Here is a 15,523-nt window from a genome sequence, read left to right as displayed (position 1 = left end):
GGCACCACGGCCGTGTCGCCACCCAGCACGTCGAGCGGCAGGAAGACCAGGTCACCGTGGGCCGTGCCGGAGTACGGCGCCGGCAGCGGATCTGCGCTCGCCGGCCAGGTCACGCCGACGGTGAGTGCCGCGGCGGTCGCCGCGGCGGTCGTCAGAAGGGCGGCTGTGCGCAGCCGTCGGTGAGCGGTGCGGGGACCTGGCATCGGTGAGCTCCTGCTTCCGAGAAGACTGATGGGGGATACAGGAGGGAGCCTTGACGACGCTATCACCGGTTCCGGACGGCTTCCGGCGAACGGGTCGATCCGGCGAAGTCTTCTCAGCCCGCGAGATCGGCGCCGAAGACCGCCGTGCCGGGCGTCAGCCGTCCCCGGACCGCTGACCAGCCTCCCCACAACCGCTCGTGGTCGGGAGGCCACTCCGGCTCGAGCAGGGTCGTGAGCCGGAAGTCGGCGGCGGCCAGCAGGCTCACCCAGTCACCGAGGGTGCGGTGGTGCTCGACGTACGCGATCGCGCCGGTCTCGTCGTCGACCTCGACGTACGGCGTCCGGTCCCAGTAGGACTGGGTCGCCGTCAGGCCCGCCTCGGTCGGGTCGTCGGGGAACATCCAGCGCGTCGGGTGGGTGATCGAGAAGGCGAACCGCCCCCCGGGTCGCAGCACCCGCGCGGCCTCCGCGACGGCGGTCGCGATGTCAGCGACGAACTGCAGCGCACCGAACGCGCAGAAGACGATGTCGAAGCTGGCATCGGCGAACGGCAGCGCGGTCGCGGTCCCGCGCACGCTCGGCACCGTGATGCCGGTGGCCTCGTCGATGCGCAGCGAGTGCTGGAGCTGGCGGTGCGAGAGGTCGAGGCCGTAGGCGCGGCCGCCCTGCCCGCGGATCCAGCGCGAGCACTGGCCCGCGCCGGACCCGACCTCGAGCACGTCGCGGCCGGCGAGCGGACCGAGCACGCCCGCGTCGGCCTCGGTCAGGCCTTCCGGACCCCAGACGAATCCGACGTCACCGAGGAAGTCGCCGTGCGTCGCCTGGTACTCGTCGGCGTACCGGTCCCAGTCCGGACCGTTGGCCCGGCGCGACTCCTCCTCGGACACCGCCCGGCGTTCGGCGGTCACCGGGGGATGCGGCCAGTGCTCCTGGCCGTACTGCTGGCCGGGCTCGCCACGGTGCTCCACGCGGGAGAGGGTACGCCGCGAGTTGGACTCCGGACTCCGCACCCGCGTACCCTGGAATGTCGCGGTCACCCGACCGCTGTCGTTCCATGCCCCCTATTTCTGCCCACCCGAGGACTGACCACTCCATATGACGAGCACCATCTCGACGCCGCTTTACAGCCAGTACGACGACAACGCGCCCCAGGTCGCGGTCAACGACATCGGCTCCGAAGCGGACTTCCTGGCCGCGATCGACCAGACCATCAAGTACTTCAACGACGGTGACATCGTGGATGGCACCATCGTCAAGGTCGACCGGGACGAGGTCCTGCTCGACATCGGCTACAAGACCGAGGGCGTCATCCCCTCGCGCGAGCTGTCCATCAAGCACGACGTCGACCCGTCCGAGGTCGTCTCGGTCGGCGACAAGGTCGAGGCCCTGGTTCTCCAGAAGGAGGACAAGGAGGGTCGCCTGATCCTGTCCAAGAAGCGCGCCCAGTACGAGCGCGCCTGGGGCACGATCGAGGAGATCAAGGAAGCCGACGGCGTCGTCGAGGGCACCGTGATCGAGGTCGTCAAGGGCGGCCTGATCATCGACATCGGCCTGCGGGGCTTCCTCCCCGCCTCGCTGGTGGAGATGCGCCGCGTCCGCGACCTGCAGCCGTACGTCGGTCAGACCCTCGAGGCCAAGATCATCGAGCTCGACAAGAACCGCAACAACGTGGTCCTGTCGCGCCGTGCCTGGCTCGAGCAGACGCAGTCCGAGGTCCGCCACGGCTTCCTCACGCAGCTGCAGAAGGGCCAGATCCGCAAGGGTGTCGTGTCCTCGATCGTCAACTTCGGTGCGTTCGTCGACCTCGGTGGCGTCGACGGTCTCGTCCACGTCTCGGAGCTGTCGTGGAAGCACATCGACCACCCGTCCGAGGTGGTCACCGTCGGTGACGAGGTCACCGTCGAGGTGCTCGACGTCGACATGGACCGCGAGCGGGTCTCGCTGTCGCTCAAGGCGACGCAGGAGGACCCGTGGCAGCACTTCGCCCGGACCCACCAGATCGGTCAGATCGTGCCCGGCAAGGTCACCAAGCTGGTGCCCTTCGGCTCCTTCGTCCGCGTCGAGGAGGGCATCGAGGGTCTGGTGCACATCTCGGAGCTGGCCGAGCGCCACGTCGAGATCCCCGAGCAGGTCGTCCAGGTCAACGACGACGTCATGGTCAAGATCATCGACATCGACCTCGAGCGTCGCCGGATCTCGCTCTCGCTGAAGCAGGCGAACGAGAACCCCGCCGCGTCCGACGTCGAGGAGTTCGACCCGACCCTGTACGGCATGCCGGCGACCTACGACGAGAGCGGCAACTACGTCTACCCCGAGGGCTTCGACCCGGAGACCGGCGAGTGGCTCGAGGGCTACGAGGACCAGCGCGCGATCTGGGAGGACCAGTACGCCAAGGCTCACGCCCGCTGGGAGGCGCACGTCAAGCAGCAGGCCGAGGCCAAGCAGGCCGAGATCGAGGCCGGCGAGGCGACGACGTACTCCTCGGGTGGCGGCGCTGACGAGCACGCCGAGGAGACCGGCGGCTCGCTGGCTTCCGACGAGGCGCTCCAGGCGCTCCGCGAGAAGCTCACCGGAGGCGGCGCCTGATCAGGCCCCGCACCCCGTAGCAGCACGAAGCGGCCCCCACGTCATCGACGTGGGGGCCGCTTCGCGTTGGTAGCAGCGGCGTTGGCCGGGGTCGGCGTCAGGCCAGGCGGGACCCGCCGCGGGCCGGCGGGAGGAACCGGCGGTCGAGGCGGTGCGAGACGGGCGGCGCCTGAGGGCCGCGGTCCTCGCGGATCAGGGTCACCACCGTCCCGACGGTGCCGAGGAGCACGAGAGAAGTCAGGAGAATGGTCATGATCATGTAACCCATGGTGCGCCTGTCTTGTTCCTTGGTCCAGAGCCGGAGTCCCGGCGGGTCAGCGCCGGTTGAGCATGCTGGCCGGCGGCAGGAAGCTGGGGTCGACGGAGTGGGAGGTGGGGGGCGGCAGCTGGCCGCGGTCGTCGCGCCGGATCGCGTGCACCGTGGCGGCGACGAACGCCACGATCACCAGGAGGATGAGGTAGGTCATGGCAGAAAGTCTGCCTTTGACGTGATCCTGCCACCAGTGGCAGATATGCCGCCTTCCGTTGATTTTCTGCCATCCGTCGTGCGAGAGTGTGCGGATGCTGACCAACGTGGCCGTCCTCGCCTACGAAGGCGTGGCCCCCTTCGAGCTCGGCGTGCTGTGCGAGGCGTTCGGGCTCGACCGCACCCAGCACGGAGTGCCCCGGCTCGAGTTCGCCGTCTGCGCCGACACCTCCGAGCCGATCCCGACCTCGATGGGGTTCTCGCTGGTGGTCGACGAAGGGTTGGAGCGCGCGCGGGACGCTGATCTGGTCGCCGTTCCCGCGCTGCCGCGCGGACGCGCCGCGCCCGAGCCGGTGCTGGACGCCATCCGGGAGGCCTACGACCGGGGCGCCCGGATCCTGTCGGTGTGCAGCGGCGCCTTCACCCTCGGTGCGGCCGGCCTTCTCGACGGCCGGGAGTGCACGACGCACTGGATGTACACCGAGGAGCTGCAGCGCAAGTTCCCCCTCGCCAAGGTCGTGCCCGAGGTCCTCTACGTCGACACCGGCCAGGTCGTGACGAGCGCCGGCACGGCGGCCGGCCTTGACGCCTGCCTGCACATCTGGCGGCAGGAGTACGGCGCAGCCGTGGCGAGCATGGTGGCCCGCCGCGCCGTCGTACCTCCGCACCGCGACGGCGGCCAGGCGCAGTTCATCGCCCGGGCCGTTCCCGACTGCGACGCCGACACGCTGCGGCCGCTGCTGACCTGGATCCTGGAGAACCTCGCCGAGGAGCACAGCGTCGACTCGCTGGCGCGGCGGTCGCTGATGTCACCGCGGACCTTCGCCCGCCGGTTCCGCGACGAGACCGGAACGACGCCGCACAGTTGGGTGACCGCGCAGCGGGTCTCGGCCGCCGAGGAGCTCCTCGAGACGACCGAGCAGCCCGTCGAGTGGATCGCCGCGGAGGTGGGCTTCGGCAACGCGGCGGCGCTGCGTCACCACTTCCAGCGGGTCCGCGGGGTCAGCCCTCAGCAGTACCGACGCACCTTCTGCCCCAACCTCGACGACCGGGCGTCCTGATCGTCCGGGTCGCTGCACCCGCTACGTCGCTGGATCCTGGAGCTCGCTGCGCCGCACCTTGCCGGTGAGCGTGCGCGGGAGGTCGGCGCGGAACACGTAGGTCTTCGGGCGCTTGGGCGGAGCCAGGTGGGTCCGGGCGTACGACGCGAGCACGTCCTCGTCGACCTCACCCACCACGGCGGCACAGACCCGCTGGCCCCAGTCGGGATCCGCGGCGCCGTACACCGCGATGTCGACGACGCCGGGGCACTCGCCGAGCACCTGCTCGACCTCGGTCGGGTAGACGTTGACGCCGCCGCTGATGATCAGGTCCTCGCGTCGCCCGTCGAGGTAGACGTAGCCGTCGGCGTCGATCCGGCCGTGGTCGCCGACGGTGAACGCCGGCCCGTCCTCGGTCTGCCGCCAGGCCGCGGCGGTCTTGGCCGGGTCGCCGTAGTAGGTGAACCGGGCGTGCTCGGGAACGGCGCACCACAGGGTGCCGTCGGGGTCGGCGGTCATCCTCCGCCCCGGGCGCGCCCGGCCGACGGTGCCGGGGCGCTCCAGCCACTCCTCGCTGCGACAGGCGGTGAACTGGCCCTCGGTGGAGCCGTAGAACTCCCACGTGGATCCTGCCGGGAAGAGCTCGATCAGCCGCCTCTTGACGTCCTGCGGACACGGTGCGCCGGCGTGGGCGACCACCCGGAACGAGGAGAGGTCCGGCGCTCCGACCTCGTCCCAGTGGGCGAAGAGCCGCTGCAGGTGGGTCGGCACGCAGAACATGCTCGTCGGGCGCTCGGTCACGATCGCTGCCGTGACGGCCGCCGGGTCGAACTGCCCGGGGATCACCACCCGGCCGCCGGCCAGGACGGTTCCGGACGCGAACCGGAGCGGGGCGGAGTGGTAGAGCGGGCTCAGGACCAGGTTGACGTCGTCGGGCCGGAATCCCCACAGCTCGCGCTCCTCGGCGACCAGGGCCGCGGCCGACTCCTCGTCCAGCACGCCCGACCACACACCCTTCGGAGTGCCGGTCGTGCCGCTGGTGCAGTGCATCGGTCGCCCGCGGGGGAGTCCCGGCGGGGGGAGCGCGGCGGCAAGGGTCCGGAGCTCGAGCTCGTCGTCGACCACGAGCGTGGGGTCGAGACCGGCCAGGATCCGCTCGCGCTCGTACGACGTCAGCCTCGGGTCGAGCGGGATCGGGAAGATCCCGGCTGTCAGCAGCCTCAGCACCACGTCGACGTACGCAGGCGACCCGGGGACCAGCAGGGCCACCCGGTCACCCTCGGACAGTGCGCGATCCGCCACCCCACCAACCCTAGGGGTCACAGTAGGGTCCGGGTGTGCGCGTCGGACTGACCGGGGGAGTCGCCTCGGGGAAGAGCTCGGTGTCGGCCATCCTGCGCGAGCTCGGCGCGGTGGTCATCGACGCCGACCAGCTCGCGCGCGAGGTGGTGGCCAAGGGGACGCCGGGCCTGGAGCAGGTGGTCGCGGCCTTCGGCGCCGAGGTGCTCACGCCGGACGGCGAGATGGACCGCGCCGCCGTCGGGGCGATCGTCTTCGCCGACGAGGCGAAGCGGCGGGTGCTCGAGAGCATCGTGCACCCGCTGGTCTTCGAGCGGATCGTCGAGCTCGAGGCCGGCGCCGGAGAGGCGGACCTGGTCGTGCACGACATCCCGCTGCTGGCGGAGTCCGGCCGCGCCGACACGTTCGACGCGGTGATCGTCGTCGACGCCCCCGCCGAGGTGCAGGTCGAGCGGATGGTGCGCGACCGCGGGTGGACCCGCGAGGAGGCCGAGGCCCGGATGGCCGCCCAGGCCGACCGCGAGGACCGGCTGGCGATCGCGACGTACGTCATCGACAACACCGGGACGCTCGACGACCTCCGCCAACGGGTGACGGAGGTCGTCGAGGAGCTGAGATCGGGCGGCTAGGTCAGGCGGCCAGGTCCGGATCGCCCAGCCGGCGCAGCTTCTGCAGGGCCTCGCGCTCGAGCTGACGCACCCGCTCGGCCGAGATGCCGTGCTTGGCACCGATGTCGGCGAGCTTGTGCTGACGTCCGTCGACGAGCCCGTAGCGCGACCGGATGATGTCGGCGGCCCGCTCGTCGAGCTGTCCCACGAGTCGGTTGAGCCGGTCGCGGGCCTCGGTGTCGAGCACCGTGAGGTCGGGCCCGGGGGCCGTCTCCTGCGCCATCAGGTCGCCCAGCGAGGTGTCGCCGTCCTCGTCGACGGGGGTGTCGAGGCTGACGTGCTCACGGCCCCACGACATGAGGTCGAGGACCCGGTCGAGATCCATGCCGAGCTCGGCGGCGATCTCCTTGGGCTCCGGGTCGCGGCCCAGCTGACGCTCCAGCGTGCGGCGGGCGCCGCCGACCTGGTTGAGCTCCTCGACGACGTGCACGGGCAGTCGTACGACGCGCGCCTGCTGGGCGATGCCGCGGGTGATCGCCTGCCGGACCCACCAGGTGGCGTAGGTCGAGAACTTGTAGCCCTTCGCGTAGTCGAACTTCTCGACCGCGCGGATCAGGCCGGTGTTGCCCTCCTGGATGAGGTCGAGCATCGGCATCTGTGCCCGCCCGTACTTCCGGGCGATCGACACGACCAGGCGAAGGTTGGCGTTGATGAACTCCTGGGTGGCGATCCGGCCTTCCTCGGCCAGCCACTCGAGCTCCTCCTGGGAGGCGCGCTTCGGTGCGCCGCCCTTGGCGCGGGCGATCCGGCCCTCGTCGAGGAGGTGCTGGGCGAAGAGCCCCGCCTCGATGGTCTTCGCCAGCTCGACCTCGCGGGCCGCGTCGAGCAGCGGGGTGCGGGCGATCTCGTCGAGGTAGAGCCCGACGCTGTCGCGCCCCTCGATCTCGCGCCCCGTCGACGGCTTGGTGCGCCGCGGCGCCGCCGGTCGATTGGTCACCGCTGTTGCAGTCATCGCGACCCTCCTTCGCGTACGGGCATCCCAGACACCTGTACTTCGTCACCAACGCGCTTTCGGTTTGCGGTGTTCCCGGGGAACCCTTTCCGAAGAGTGCTCTCGAATGCTCTGACGTCCCAGCGGGTCCGAGAGTTGCCGCATCCGACAACTCTCAGGGACTTCTCAGTCAGCGAGCCCGATGTTCAGGAGGTGTACCCACCGCGGCCAGACCCATCCGGTCGAGGATCCAGGCGAGGGTGAAGGCCCGGTCGTGCCACGCGCGATAGCGCCCGGAGACGCCGCCGTGACCGGCCGCCATCTCGGTGCGGAGCAGCACGTCGGCGCCCGGCGCCGTCGCGCGGAGGCGGGCCACCCACTTGGCGGGCTCGACGTAGAGCACCCGGGTGTCGTTGAGCGACGTCTCGGCCAGGATCGGCGGGTAGGGCAGGTCGGCGACGTTGTCGTAGGGCGAGTACGACGCGATCAGGTCGTAGGCCTCGGGGTCGGCTTCGGGGTTGCCCCACTCGTCGTACTCGGTGACGGTGAGGGGGAGGGTGGCGTCGAGCATCGTGGTCAGGATGTCGACGAACGGCACGCCGGCCACGATCCCGCCGAAGGCCTCGGGCGCCTGGTTGGCGATCGCTCCCATCAGCAGGCCTCCCGCACTGGCGCCCTCGGCGACGATCAGGTCGGGCGTGGTCCACCCGGTCGCGACCAGGTGACGCGCGCACGCGATGAAGTCGTCGAAGGTGTGCTGCTTGTGCGCGAGCTTGCCGTCGTCGTACCAGTGCCGGCCGAGCTCGCCGCCGCCGCGGACGTGCGCGATCGCGAACGCCGCGCCGCGGTCGAGCAGGGAGAGCCGGGCGACGGAGAAGTACGGGTCGATCGAGGCCTCGTAGGCGCCGTACCCGTAGAGCAGCAGCGGCACCGGGGCGGCGCCGACCTCGGGGTCGGCGCTTCGAGCGTCCTTGCGGACGACGAGGGAGATGGGGACCCGGGCGCCGTCGGGCGCGGTGGCCCAGAGCCGGTGCTCCTCGTAGTCGGCGGGGTCGTAGCCGCCGAGGACCGGCGCCTGCTTGAGCAGGGTGCGCTCGCGGGTCCGCACGTCGATGTCGTAGACGGACGCCGGCTCGATCATGCTCGTCATGCCGACGCGGACCGTCGGCTGCTCGAAGGTCGGGTTGCTGCCGGCTCCGGAGGTGGCGAGCTCGCCCGGGAACTCCACCAGCCAGTCGTCGACGATCCCCCGGGGGCTGTCCGGGTCCAGATCGAGGATCCGGACTCGGGGCAGGCCGTCGCTGCGCTGCTGCACGACCAGGTGCGTCGCGAACGCGTCGACGTCCTCGAGGCGCACGCCGCGGTCGTGGGCGATCAACGGGGTCCATCCCGTGCGGGCCGTCGGCCTCGGTGGTGCCGTGGCGAGCTCGAACTCGGCGCCACTGGCGTTGTGGAGCACGAGGAAGGTGTCCTCGCCGCCGATCACGGCGTGGTCGAGGGAGTACTCGACGCCCTCCTCCCGTTCGGCGAAGCACCACGGTTCCGCGGTCGGGTCGGCGGCGTCGAGGACGTGGTACTCGGAGGTGTTCTTGGCCGAGGCGGCGATGACGACGTAGCGGCGGCTGCGGGTGCGGCCGACGCCGACCCAGAATCGGGCGTCGGGCTCGTGGAGGACCAGCTCGTCGGAGGCCTGGTCGGTGCCGATGCGGTGTCGCCAGATCTTGTCGGGCCGCCAGGTCTCGTCGATCGTCGAGTAGTAGAAGTGGTCGGGCGTCGCGCCCCACGTGGCGCCGCCCAGGACGCCGGTCAGCTCGTCGCCGAGGAGCTCGCCGGTCGTCAGGTCCTTGACCCGCACGGTGTAGCGCTCGTCGCCGACCACGTCGGTCGCGTACGCCAGCAGCCGGTCGTCGGGGCTGATCGAGGAGCCGCCGAGCGAGAAGAACTCGTGTCCGTCGGCGAGCTGGTCGAGGTCGAGCAGCATCTCCTCGCCGGGAAGGGCCGGCTCGTCCGGCCGCGCCGCCTCCGCGGGGCGCGGGGGAGTCCAGCTGTCGGGGTCGGTGACCGCCACCCGGCAGCTGGCGCCGTACTGGCGGCCCTCGAAGGAGCGCCCGTAGTACCAGTAGCCGCGGACCCGGGTCGGCACCGAGAGGTCGGTCTCCAGGGTGCGCGACTTGATCTCGTCGAAGAGCTGCTGCCGGAGGTCGGCGAGGTGCGCCGTGCGCGCCTGCGTGTAGTCGTTCTCGGCCTCCAGGTGGGCGATCACCGCCGGGTCGTCCTTGGCTCGCAGCCACTCGTAGTCGTCGGTGCGGGTGCGGCCGTGGTACGACGCGCTCACCGGTCGGCGCTCGAGGACGGGGGGCTCGGCGAGGGGGCGAGCTTGGGGGTCAGGTGCGGGCACGCCCGTCACCGTATCCGGCGTCCCGCGATCCACAGGCACCGGCGGATTCCTGTGGAGTTCGCGTGGTTCCTGTGGAGGAAACGGGCCGATGCTGTGGACGAGCCTGTGGGACTCGAAGAATGTCGGAAATCTTTCGCCAAAGCTCTTGTGCGGGTGCTCCGCCGGAGCGTAGAACTCTCCCTACCGAGACGGATCGCAGGGCCTCCGGGCCAGGCGAGAAGGATCGGGGAGTCGGACGGAAGTCCTCTCGTACTCGCGGGGCAACCTGCGGGCGCCGACCCCGGTGACGGGTCTGGCGGAGAGGTCGGAAGTTCGGGTCGATCGGGGTCACTGCAGCCGATCAAGCCGAGGGCCTCTTGATGCTCATACCACCAAGAGGCCCTCACCCTTTTTTCGACTCCTCGCACCCGCCGCGAGCGCATCGAGCAAGTTGCGATGACTCCATGGTCGCGGGTCCGGCATCACTCGGCAATCAGCGCCTGATGACGGCTGTGTGAACTCCTGCTCACGGCTCCGCGGGCTCGGCAGGTCGCCATCGCTCGAGCGCGGGGTCGTCGACGGCGAACGAGCGGACCGGCCCAGGCGCTGTCTCGGCGGTCTCGAAGCGCACCGTCACCACGCCCTTGCCGGCGCCCCACACCCACCCGCGGCCCTGCTCGGCGTGGACCACGTCCATGCCCGGGCGGTAGCCGCCCGTGGGGTCGGGCGGCGCGGGGTGGACCGGCGCCGGCCGCGCGGCGGGCTCGGCGACCTCCTCCGGAGCCGCATCGTCCTCGTCGGCCCCGAACAGCTCCTCCTGCACCCAGTCGGCGAGGCCGGACACGCCGACGCCGAGCAGGCGGACGCCGCCGGAGGTGTCGAGGTCCTCCAGGAGGCGGCGCGCCATCCGGGCGATGACCGCCTCGTCGTCGGTCGGCGACGGGAGGGTCGTGGAGCGGTTGAGCGTCGTGAAGTCGTAGAGCCGCACCTTGATCGTGACGGTGCGGCCGGACAGCCCGCTCTTGCGCAGCCGCCGGGCGACGTCGGCGGCCTGCCGGGTCAGCAGGCTGTCCATCAGCTTGCGGTCGGTGAGGTCGCGCTCGTAGGTGCCCTCGACGCTGACGGACTTCGTCTCCCGCTCGGCCTCCACCTGCCGGTCGTCCCGGGCGAAGGCGAGCTCGTGGAGCACGTGTCCGTGCGCCTTCCCGAGCATCCGCACCAGCTCGTCCTCGCTGATCTGCTGGAGATCGGCGACCGTGTGCACGCCCGTGCGGCGCAGGCGCTCGACGGTGGCGGGTCCCACGCCCGGGATCACCGAGACGTGCATCGGCCTCAGCACCTCGAGCTCGGTGCCGGGCGCGACCACGACCAGGCCGTCGGGCTTGTCCAGGTCGCTGGCGACCTTGGCGAGGAACTTCGAGCTCGCTACGCCCACCGAGGCGGTCAGCCCGCCGGTGACGTCGTGCACGCGGCTGCGCAGGTCCTCCGCGAAGGCGGTCACGGTCGGGACCTCCAGGTCGGGAAGGTCGGCCCGGGCCAGGTCGACGAACGCCTCGTCGAGCGAGAGGGGCTCGACGAGCGGGGAGCAGGACCGCAGCAGGCCCATCACCGCGACGCTGGTCGCACGGTAGGCCTCGAACCGCCCCGAGAGATAGGCGGCATGGGGGCACCGGGCACGGGCTTCCCGGGTCGACATCGCCGAGCGGACGCCGTACTCCCTGGCTTCGTAGGACGCCGTGGAGACGACGCCGCGGTTGCCGACACCCCCGACGACCACGGGCTTGCCGCGCAGGGAGGGCTTGTCGCGCTGCTCGACCGCGGCGAAGAACGCGTCGAGGTCCAGGTGGAGGACCGATGCCTGGGCGCGCACGGATGAACCGTAGCCAGAGCGGCGGACGCCGGAGTGTCCGCCGGCCACCAACAGGGCCGCCAACCGTCCACAGGTCGCCGTCCGGTGTCGCCCCTCCACAGGTCGCGGCGACCGGCCAGCCCCTCGTCGGTCGGCAGGGCCAGCGTTGGCACATGACCTCGATGCTCCCGGGCTCCGGGCCCGAACCCTCGCTGGACCTCCGTGTGCGCTGCACGGAGGACCTCCTCGCCGCCGCCCCCCTCGTGCTGGGCTTCCAGCCGACCGACTCCGTCGTCATGCTCACCAGCGACGGCGACCGCCCCTTCCATGCCCGGGTCGACCTCCCGTCCCGGTCCGAGCCGGCCGCGGCTGCGACCGCCGTCGCCGACTCCCTCCTCGGTCCCGCGCAGCGCAACAACGTCAGCTCGCTCGCGCTGCTCTTCTTCAGCGACGACCAGAGGGCCGTACGCCGGGCCTGGGGTGCGCTGCGTCGGGGCAGTGAGCGTGCCCGGATCCGGGTGGTGGAGGCGGTGCGCGCCGACGGCTGCCGCTACTACCCGCTGGTCGGCGACCAGCGACTGCGCGAGATCGGCGTCGCCTACGACGTCTCGAGCCACCCCTTCGCCGCCCATGCCGTGATGCACGGGATCGTGGTCGAGAAGGACCGCGCAGCGCTGGTCGCCAGCGTCGCTCCCGACCGGGCGGCTCAGCGCGTGGTCGAGGAGACCATCGAGCGGCTGGGGCTGGACCTCGGTGCACCGCCGCGACGCGGGGTCGACCGCCGCCGCTGGGGTGAGTGGCTGCAGCGGGTCGTCGCCGGTCACGTCGCGCGGGGGACCGTCGCCACCGACGAGGAGCTCGCCCGGGCCGGGTGGGTCGCGCAGGACCTCCGGGTGCGCGACGCCGCCTGGGCGCTGATCCGGCGCAGCGACGCGGGCCGTCACCAGGCGTTCTGGCTCGACGCAGCGCGCCGGATGCCCGACCCGATCGCCGCCGCGCCGGCCGCCCTCCTCGGCTGGGCTGCCTGGCAGGCCGGCCACGGCGCGCTGGCATGGATCGCCGTCGACCGCTGTGCCGCGGTCGCGCCCGGCTACGGCATGGCAGGGATCCTCCGTCACTGCCTTGAATCGGCAGTCCCTCCCGACTCGCTGGACGAGTCCTTCGCATGGGACGAGGGGTTGCCCGCCTGAAAGATGGCTACTGTCGCTCCATGGGCGAGGAGGTCGATGCACAGGAGTTCACCGGCGCTGACCGGACCCGGCACCGCGCGAAGGTCCGCCGCTGCCTCGATGTGTTCGAGCGGATGCTGCGCGAAGCGGCGTTCGACACCGACGATCCGATGACCGGGCTCGAGGTAGAGCTCAACCTGGTCGACGACGCCGGCGACCCCGCCCTTCGCAACGCCGAGGCGCTCGCCGTCATCGACAACCCGGACTTCCAGACCGAGCTGGGGCAGTTCAACATCGAGATGAACTCGGCGCCGGCGGCACTGCGGGACCGCGGCCTGACCGGCTTCGAGGACGGGCTGCGGCGCAGCCTGAACGAGGCCGAGCGGCGCACCTCGGAGCTGGGCGCCCACCTGGTGATGATCGGCATCCTGCCGACGCTGACCGAGGAGCACCTCTCGATCGAGGCGATCAGCAGCAACTGGCGCTACCGCCTGCTGAGCGAGCAGGTGCTGGCCGCGCGCGGCGAGGACATCAGCATCGACATCCGCGGCACCGACGTCCTCCGCACCACCGCCGACTCGATCCTCCCCGAGGCGGCATGCACCAGCACCCAGTTCCACGTCCAGACCCCGCCCGAGCGGTTCGCCGCGTACTGGAACGCCTCCCAGGCGATCGCAGGCGTGCAGGTCGCGCTCGGGGCGAACTCGCCCTACCTCCTCGGCAAGCAGCTGTGGCGCGAGACCCGGGTCCCCCTGTTCGAGCAGGCCACCGACACCCGCAGCGAGGAGCTGAAGGCGCAGGGTGTGCGGCCGCGGGTGTGGTTCGGCGAACGCTGGATCACCTCGGTGTTCGACCTGTTCGAGGAGAACGTCCGCTTCTTCCCCGCGCTGCTGCCCGTCACCCACGACGAGGACCCGTTGACGGTGCTGGAGGCAGGGGGGACGCCGAACCTCTCCGAGCTCCGGCTGCACAACGGCACGATCTACCGGTGGAACCGCCCGGTCTACGACATCGCGGGGGGTCGGCCCCACCTCCGCGTCGAGAACCGGGCGCTCGCCGCCGGACCCACCGTCGCCGACATCGTCGCCAACGCCGCGTTCTACTTCGGCCTGGTGCGCACGCTGGCGGAGAGCGAGCGGCCGTTGTGGTCCCAGATGTCGTTCAGTGCGGCCGAGGAGAACTTCCACCTCGCCGCCCGTGACGGGATCGAGGCCGAGATCTACTGGCCGGGTGTCGGCCGGGTCCGCGCCACCGAGCTCGTGCTGCGCCGCCTGCTGCCGATGGCCTACGAAGGGCTCGAGTCGTGGGGCGTGGAGCGGGCGGAGGCAGAGCGCTACCTCGGGACCATCGAGGGCCGCTGCCTCGGGAGCGTGAACGGCGCGGAGTGGTTCGTCCGGCAGATGGCGGAGCGGGAGCACCTCGACCGCTACGACGCGATCCGTGCCGTGCTGGCCGCCTACCGCGAGGGCATGGAGGCCAACGCCCCCGTCCACACCTGGTAGTCAGCGGGACCGGATCCGCTTCCAGGTGCGGCAGACACCGGTGCGCGGGTCGTGCCAGCTGCGCCGGGTCACGATCACCAGACCGAGCCGGAGTCCGAGCTCGCCGCCGGCCGCGTGGACGGCCGCCGACCAGGCGCCGTCCACGTCGTGCGGGCCGGTGTCGCCGCGGCGGGTGAGCCACAGCAGCGGCACCACTCCCTTGCGAACTGCCGGGCGCATCATCGCCTGGACGACGTCGGTGGCCAGGGCGTGGTCGAGGGTGTCCTCGATCTCGAACCTGCGGGACCGGATGCCGGGCACGCCGACGTGGAGGACGGGTGGGTAGACCTTGCGGCGCTCGCCGGTCGCGTGCTCCAGGACGGCCCGCCGCAGCAGCTGCTGGACGGTCCGGTCGACGGGCTCCTGCAGCCCGCCCACGCCGTCGTACCCCATGCCGGGCAGCCTGCCCGATCCGGCGCCGCCCGTGGGCGTTCCTCCACAGGGGTGCGGGGCCGCTCAGAGCGCCGCGTTGAGACGGGCCGCCTGCCGGGTCAGGTGCTCGCGCTCGGCGAGGTCCGTGGCGGCCCGGGCGGCCTCGGCGTAGAGCCGTGCCGCTCGGCGGAGGTCGCCGTCGCGCTCGTGGAGGTACGCCGCCACGGCGGCGGCGCGGGGGAGGGACGGGTCGAGCTCGGCGAGCGCTGCCAGACCGGCGCGCGCGCCGTCGGCCTCACCCACGGCCACCGCGCGATTGAGCCGGGCGATCGGGTTGTCGGTGATCCGGACGAGCTCGTCGTACCACTCGACGACCTGGACCCAGTCGGTCTCGTCGGTCGATCGCGCGTCGGCGTGCAGGGCGGCGATGGCCGCCTGTGCCTGGAACTCGCCGAGCCGGTCGCGGGCGAGCGCCTGCTGGAGGATCTGCACGCCCTCGGCGATCAGCCGGGTGTCCCAGAGGTCGCGGTCCTGCTCGGCGAGCGGGACGAGGCTGCCGTCGGTGCGGGTCCGCGCGGGGCGCCGGGCGTGGTGGAGCAGCATCAGCGCCAGCAGCCCGGCCACCTCCGGGTGGTCGGTCCGCTCCGCGAGCTGCCGGGTCAGCCGGATCGCCTCGGCGGCGAGGTCGACGTCGCCGGAGTAGCCCTCGTTGAAGACCAGGTAGAGCACCCGCACGACGGTTGCGACGTCACCCGGCTGGTCGAACCGGACGTCGGCGACGGTGCGTTTCGCCCGGCTGATCCGCTGGCCCATCGTCGCCTCCGGCACCAGGTAGGCGTCGGCGATCTGGCGGGTGGTGAGGCCGCCGACGGCCCGCAGCGTGAGTGCGACCGCGGACGCCGGAGTCAGGGACGGGTGGGCGCACAGGAAGTAGAGCTGGAGGGTGTCGTCCGCAGCGGCCCCGGGGCCGGGCCGCGGCTCCGCCTCGAGGCGCTCCTCGCGCCGGCGGCGGGGAGCGTCGG

General features: G+C 71.8%; 15 protein-coding genes. 5 read left to right on the top strand and 10 right to left on the bottom strand.

Going from position 1 to position 15,523, the window contains the following annotated elements:
• Positions 1-203 (bottom strand): hypothetical protein (locus tag H0488_RS15320; RefSeq protein ID WP_220794631.1); only part of this gene is annotated, 203 nt, incomplete at its 3' end.
• Positions 204-316: 113 nt separating this feature from the next.
• A complete protein-coding gene (locus H0488_RS15315; protein ID WP_312856367.1) occupies positions 317-1,171 on the bottom strand; it encodes a class I SAM-dependent methyltransferase in 855 nt (284 codons plus the stop codon).
• 127 nt (positions 1,172-1,298) lie between these two features.
• Here H0488_RS15315 and rpsA point away from each other — a divergent pair, with 127 nt between their 5' ends.
• Positions 1,299-2,789 (top strand): 30S ribosomal protein S1, encoded by a 1,491-nt coding sequence (gene rpsA / locus H0488_RS15310; protein WP_183100133.1) that lies wholly within the window; start codon positions 1,299-1,301, stop codon positions 2,787-2,789.
• 97 nt (positions 2,790-2,886) lie between these two features.
• Here the strand turns inward: rpsA and H0488_RS15305 are convergent, their stop codons facing one another.
• The gene (locus tag H0488_RS15305) at positions 2,887-3,048 is read right to left on the bottom strand and encodes a hypothetical protein (protein WP_183100132.1); all 162 of its coding nucleotides are present in this window, start codon (positions 3,046-3,048) and stop codon (positions 2,887-2,889) included.
• 55 nt (positions 3,049-3,103) lie between these two features.
• Positions 3,104-3,256: a hypothetical protein gene (locus H0488_RS15300; RefSeq protein ID WP_183100131.1), complete on the bottom strand. Its 153-nt coding sequence runs from the start codon at positions 3,254-3,256 to the stop codon at positions 3,104-3,106.
• 94 nt (positions 3,257-3,350) lie between these two features.
• Between H0488_RS15300 and H0488_RS15295 the strand changes: the two genes are divergently transcribed.
• Positions 3,351-4,316 carry a helix-turn-helix domain-containing protein gene (locus H0488_RS15295; protein ID WP_183100130.1) on the top strand — a complete coding sequence of 322 codons (966 nt, stop codon included), beginning with the start codon at positions 3,351-3,353 and terminating at the stop codon, positions 4,314-4,316.
• Positions 4,317-4,337: 21 nt separating this feature from the next.
• Here H0488_RS15295 and H0488_RS15290 read toward each other — a convergent pair whose 3' ends face one another.
• Positions 4,338-5,597 carry a class I adenylate-forming enzyme family protein gene (locus H0488_RS15290; RefSeq protein WP_183100129.1) on the bottom strand — a complete coding sequence of 420 codons (1,260 nt, stop codon included), beginning with the start codon at positions 5,595-5,597 and terminating at the stop codon, positions 4,338-4,340.
• Between the two features lie 35 nt (positions 5,598-5,632).
• Between H0488_RS15290 and coaE the strand changes: the two genes are divergently transcribed.
• Complete coding sequence (gene coaE / locus H0488_RS15285; protein WP_183100128.1) at positions 5,633-6,223, top strand: dephospho-CoA kinase; 591 nt, start codon at positions 5,633-5,635, stop codon at positions 6,221-6,223.
• Between the two features lies 1 nt (position 6,224).
• Here coaE and H0488_RS15280 read toward each other — a convergent pair whose 3' ends face one another.
• From H0488_RS15280 to H0488_RS15270, 3 genes are all read right to left on the bottom strand, one after another.
• Positions 6,225-7,214, bottom strand: coding sequence for a sigma-70 family RNA polymerase sigma factor (locus H0488_RS15280; RefSeq protein ID WP_183100127.1), 990 nt, complete (start codon positions 7,212-7,214; stop codon positions 6,225-6,227).
• A gap of 169 nt (positions 7,215-7,383) precedes the next feature.
• Positions 7,384-9,591 (bottom strand): S9 family peptidase, encoded by a 2,208-nt coding sequence (locus H0488_RS15275; protein WP_312856366.1) that lies wholly within the window; start codon positions 9,589-9,591, stop codon positions 7,384-7,386.
• 505 nt (positions 9,592-10,096) lie between these two features.
• Positions 10,097-11,440, bottom strand: a complete 1,344-nt coding sequence (locus H0488_RS15270) for a DNA polymerase IV (RefSeq protein WP_183100126.1) — start codon at positions 11,438-11,440, stop codon at positions 10,097-10,099.
• A gap of 152 nt (positions 11,441-11,592) precedes the next feature.
• Here H0488_RS15270 and H0488_RS15265 point away from each other — a divergent pair, with 152 nt between their 5' ends.
• Positions 11,593-12,609: a DUF4192 domain-containing protein gene (locus tag H0488_RS15265; RefSeq protein WP_183100125.1), complete on the top strand. Its 1,017-nt coding sequence runs from the start codon at positions 11,593-11,595 to the stop codon at positions 12,607-12,609.
• A 20-nt stretch (positions 12,610-12,629) separates the two neighbouring features.
• Positions 12,630-14,090, top strand: a complete 1,461-nt coding sequence (locus H0488_RS15260; RefSeq protein WP_183100124.1) for a glutamate-cysteine ligase family protein — start codon at positions 12,630-12,632, stop codon at positions 14,088-14,090.
• Here the strand turns inward: H0488_RS15260 and H0488_RS15255 are convergent, their stop codons facing one another.
• On the bottom strand, positions 14,091-14,522 hold the full coding sequence (locus H0488_RS15255) for a hypothetical protein (protein WP_220794630.1): 432 nt from the start codon (positions 14,520-14,522) through the stop codon (positions 14,091-14,093).
• 63 nt (positions 14,523-14,585) lie between these two features.
• A partial coding sequence (locus tag H0488_RS15250; RefSeq protein ID WP_183100123.1) for an RNA polymerase sigma factor occupies positions 14,586-15,523 on the bottom strand: 938 nt, incomplete at its 5' end.

Source organism: Nocardioides pelophilus (assembly GCF_014180685.1).
In the GTDB taxonomy this organism is placed as follows: domain Bacteria; phylum Actinomycetota; class Actinomycetes; order Propionibacteriales; family Nocardioidaceae; genus Nocardioides; species Nocardioides pelophilus.
This window is presented reverse-complemented; position numbering and strand designations above follow the sequence as displayed.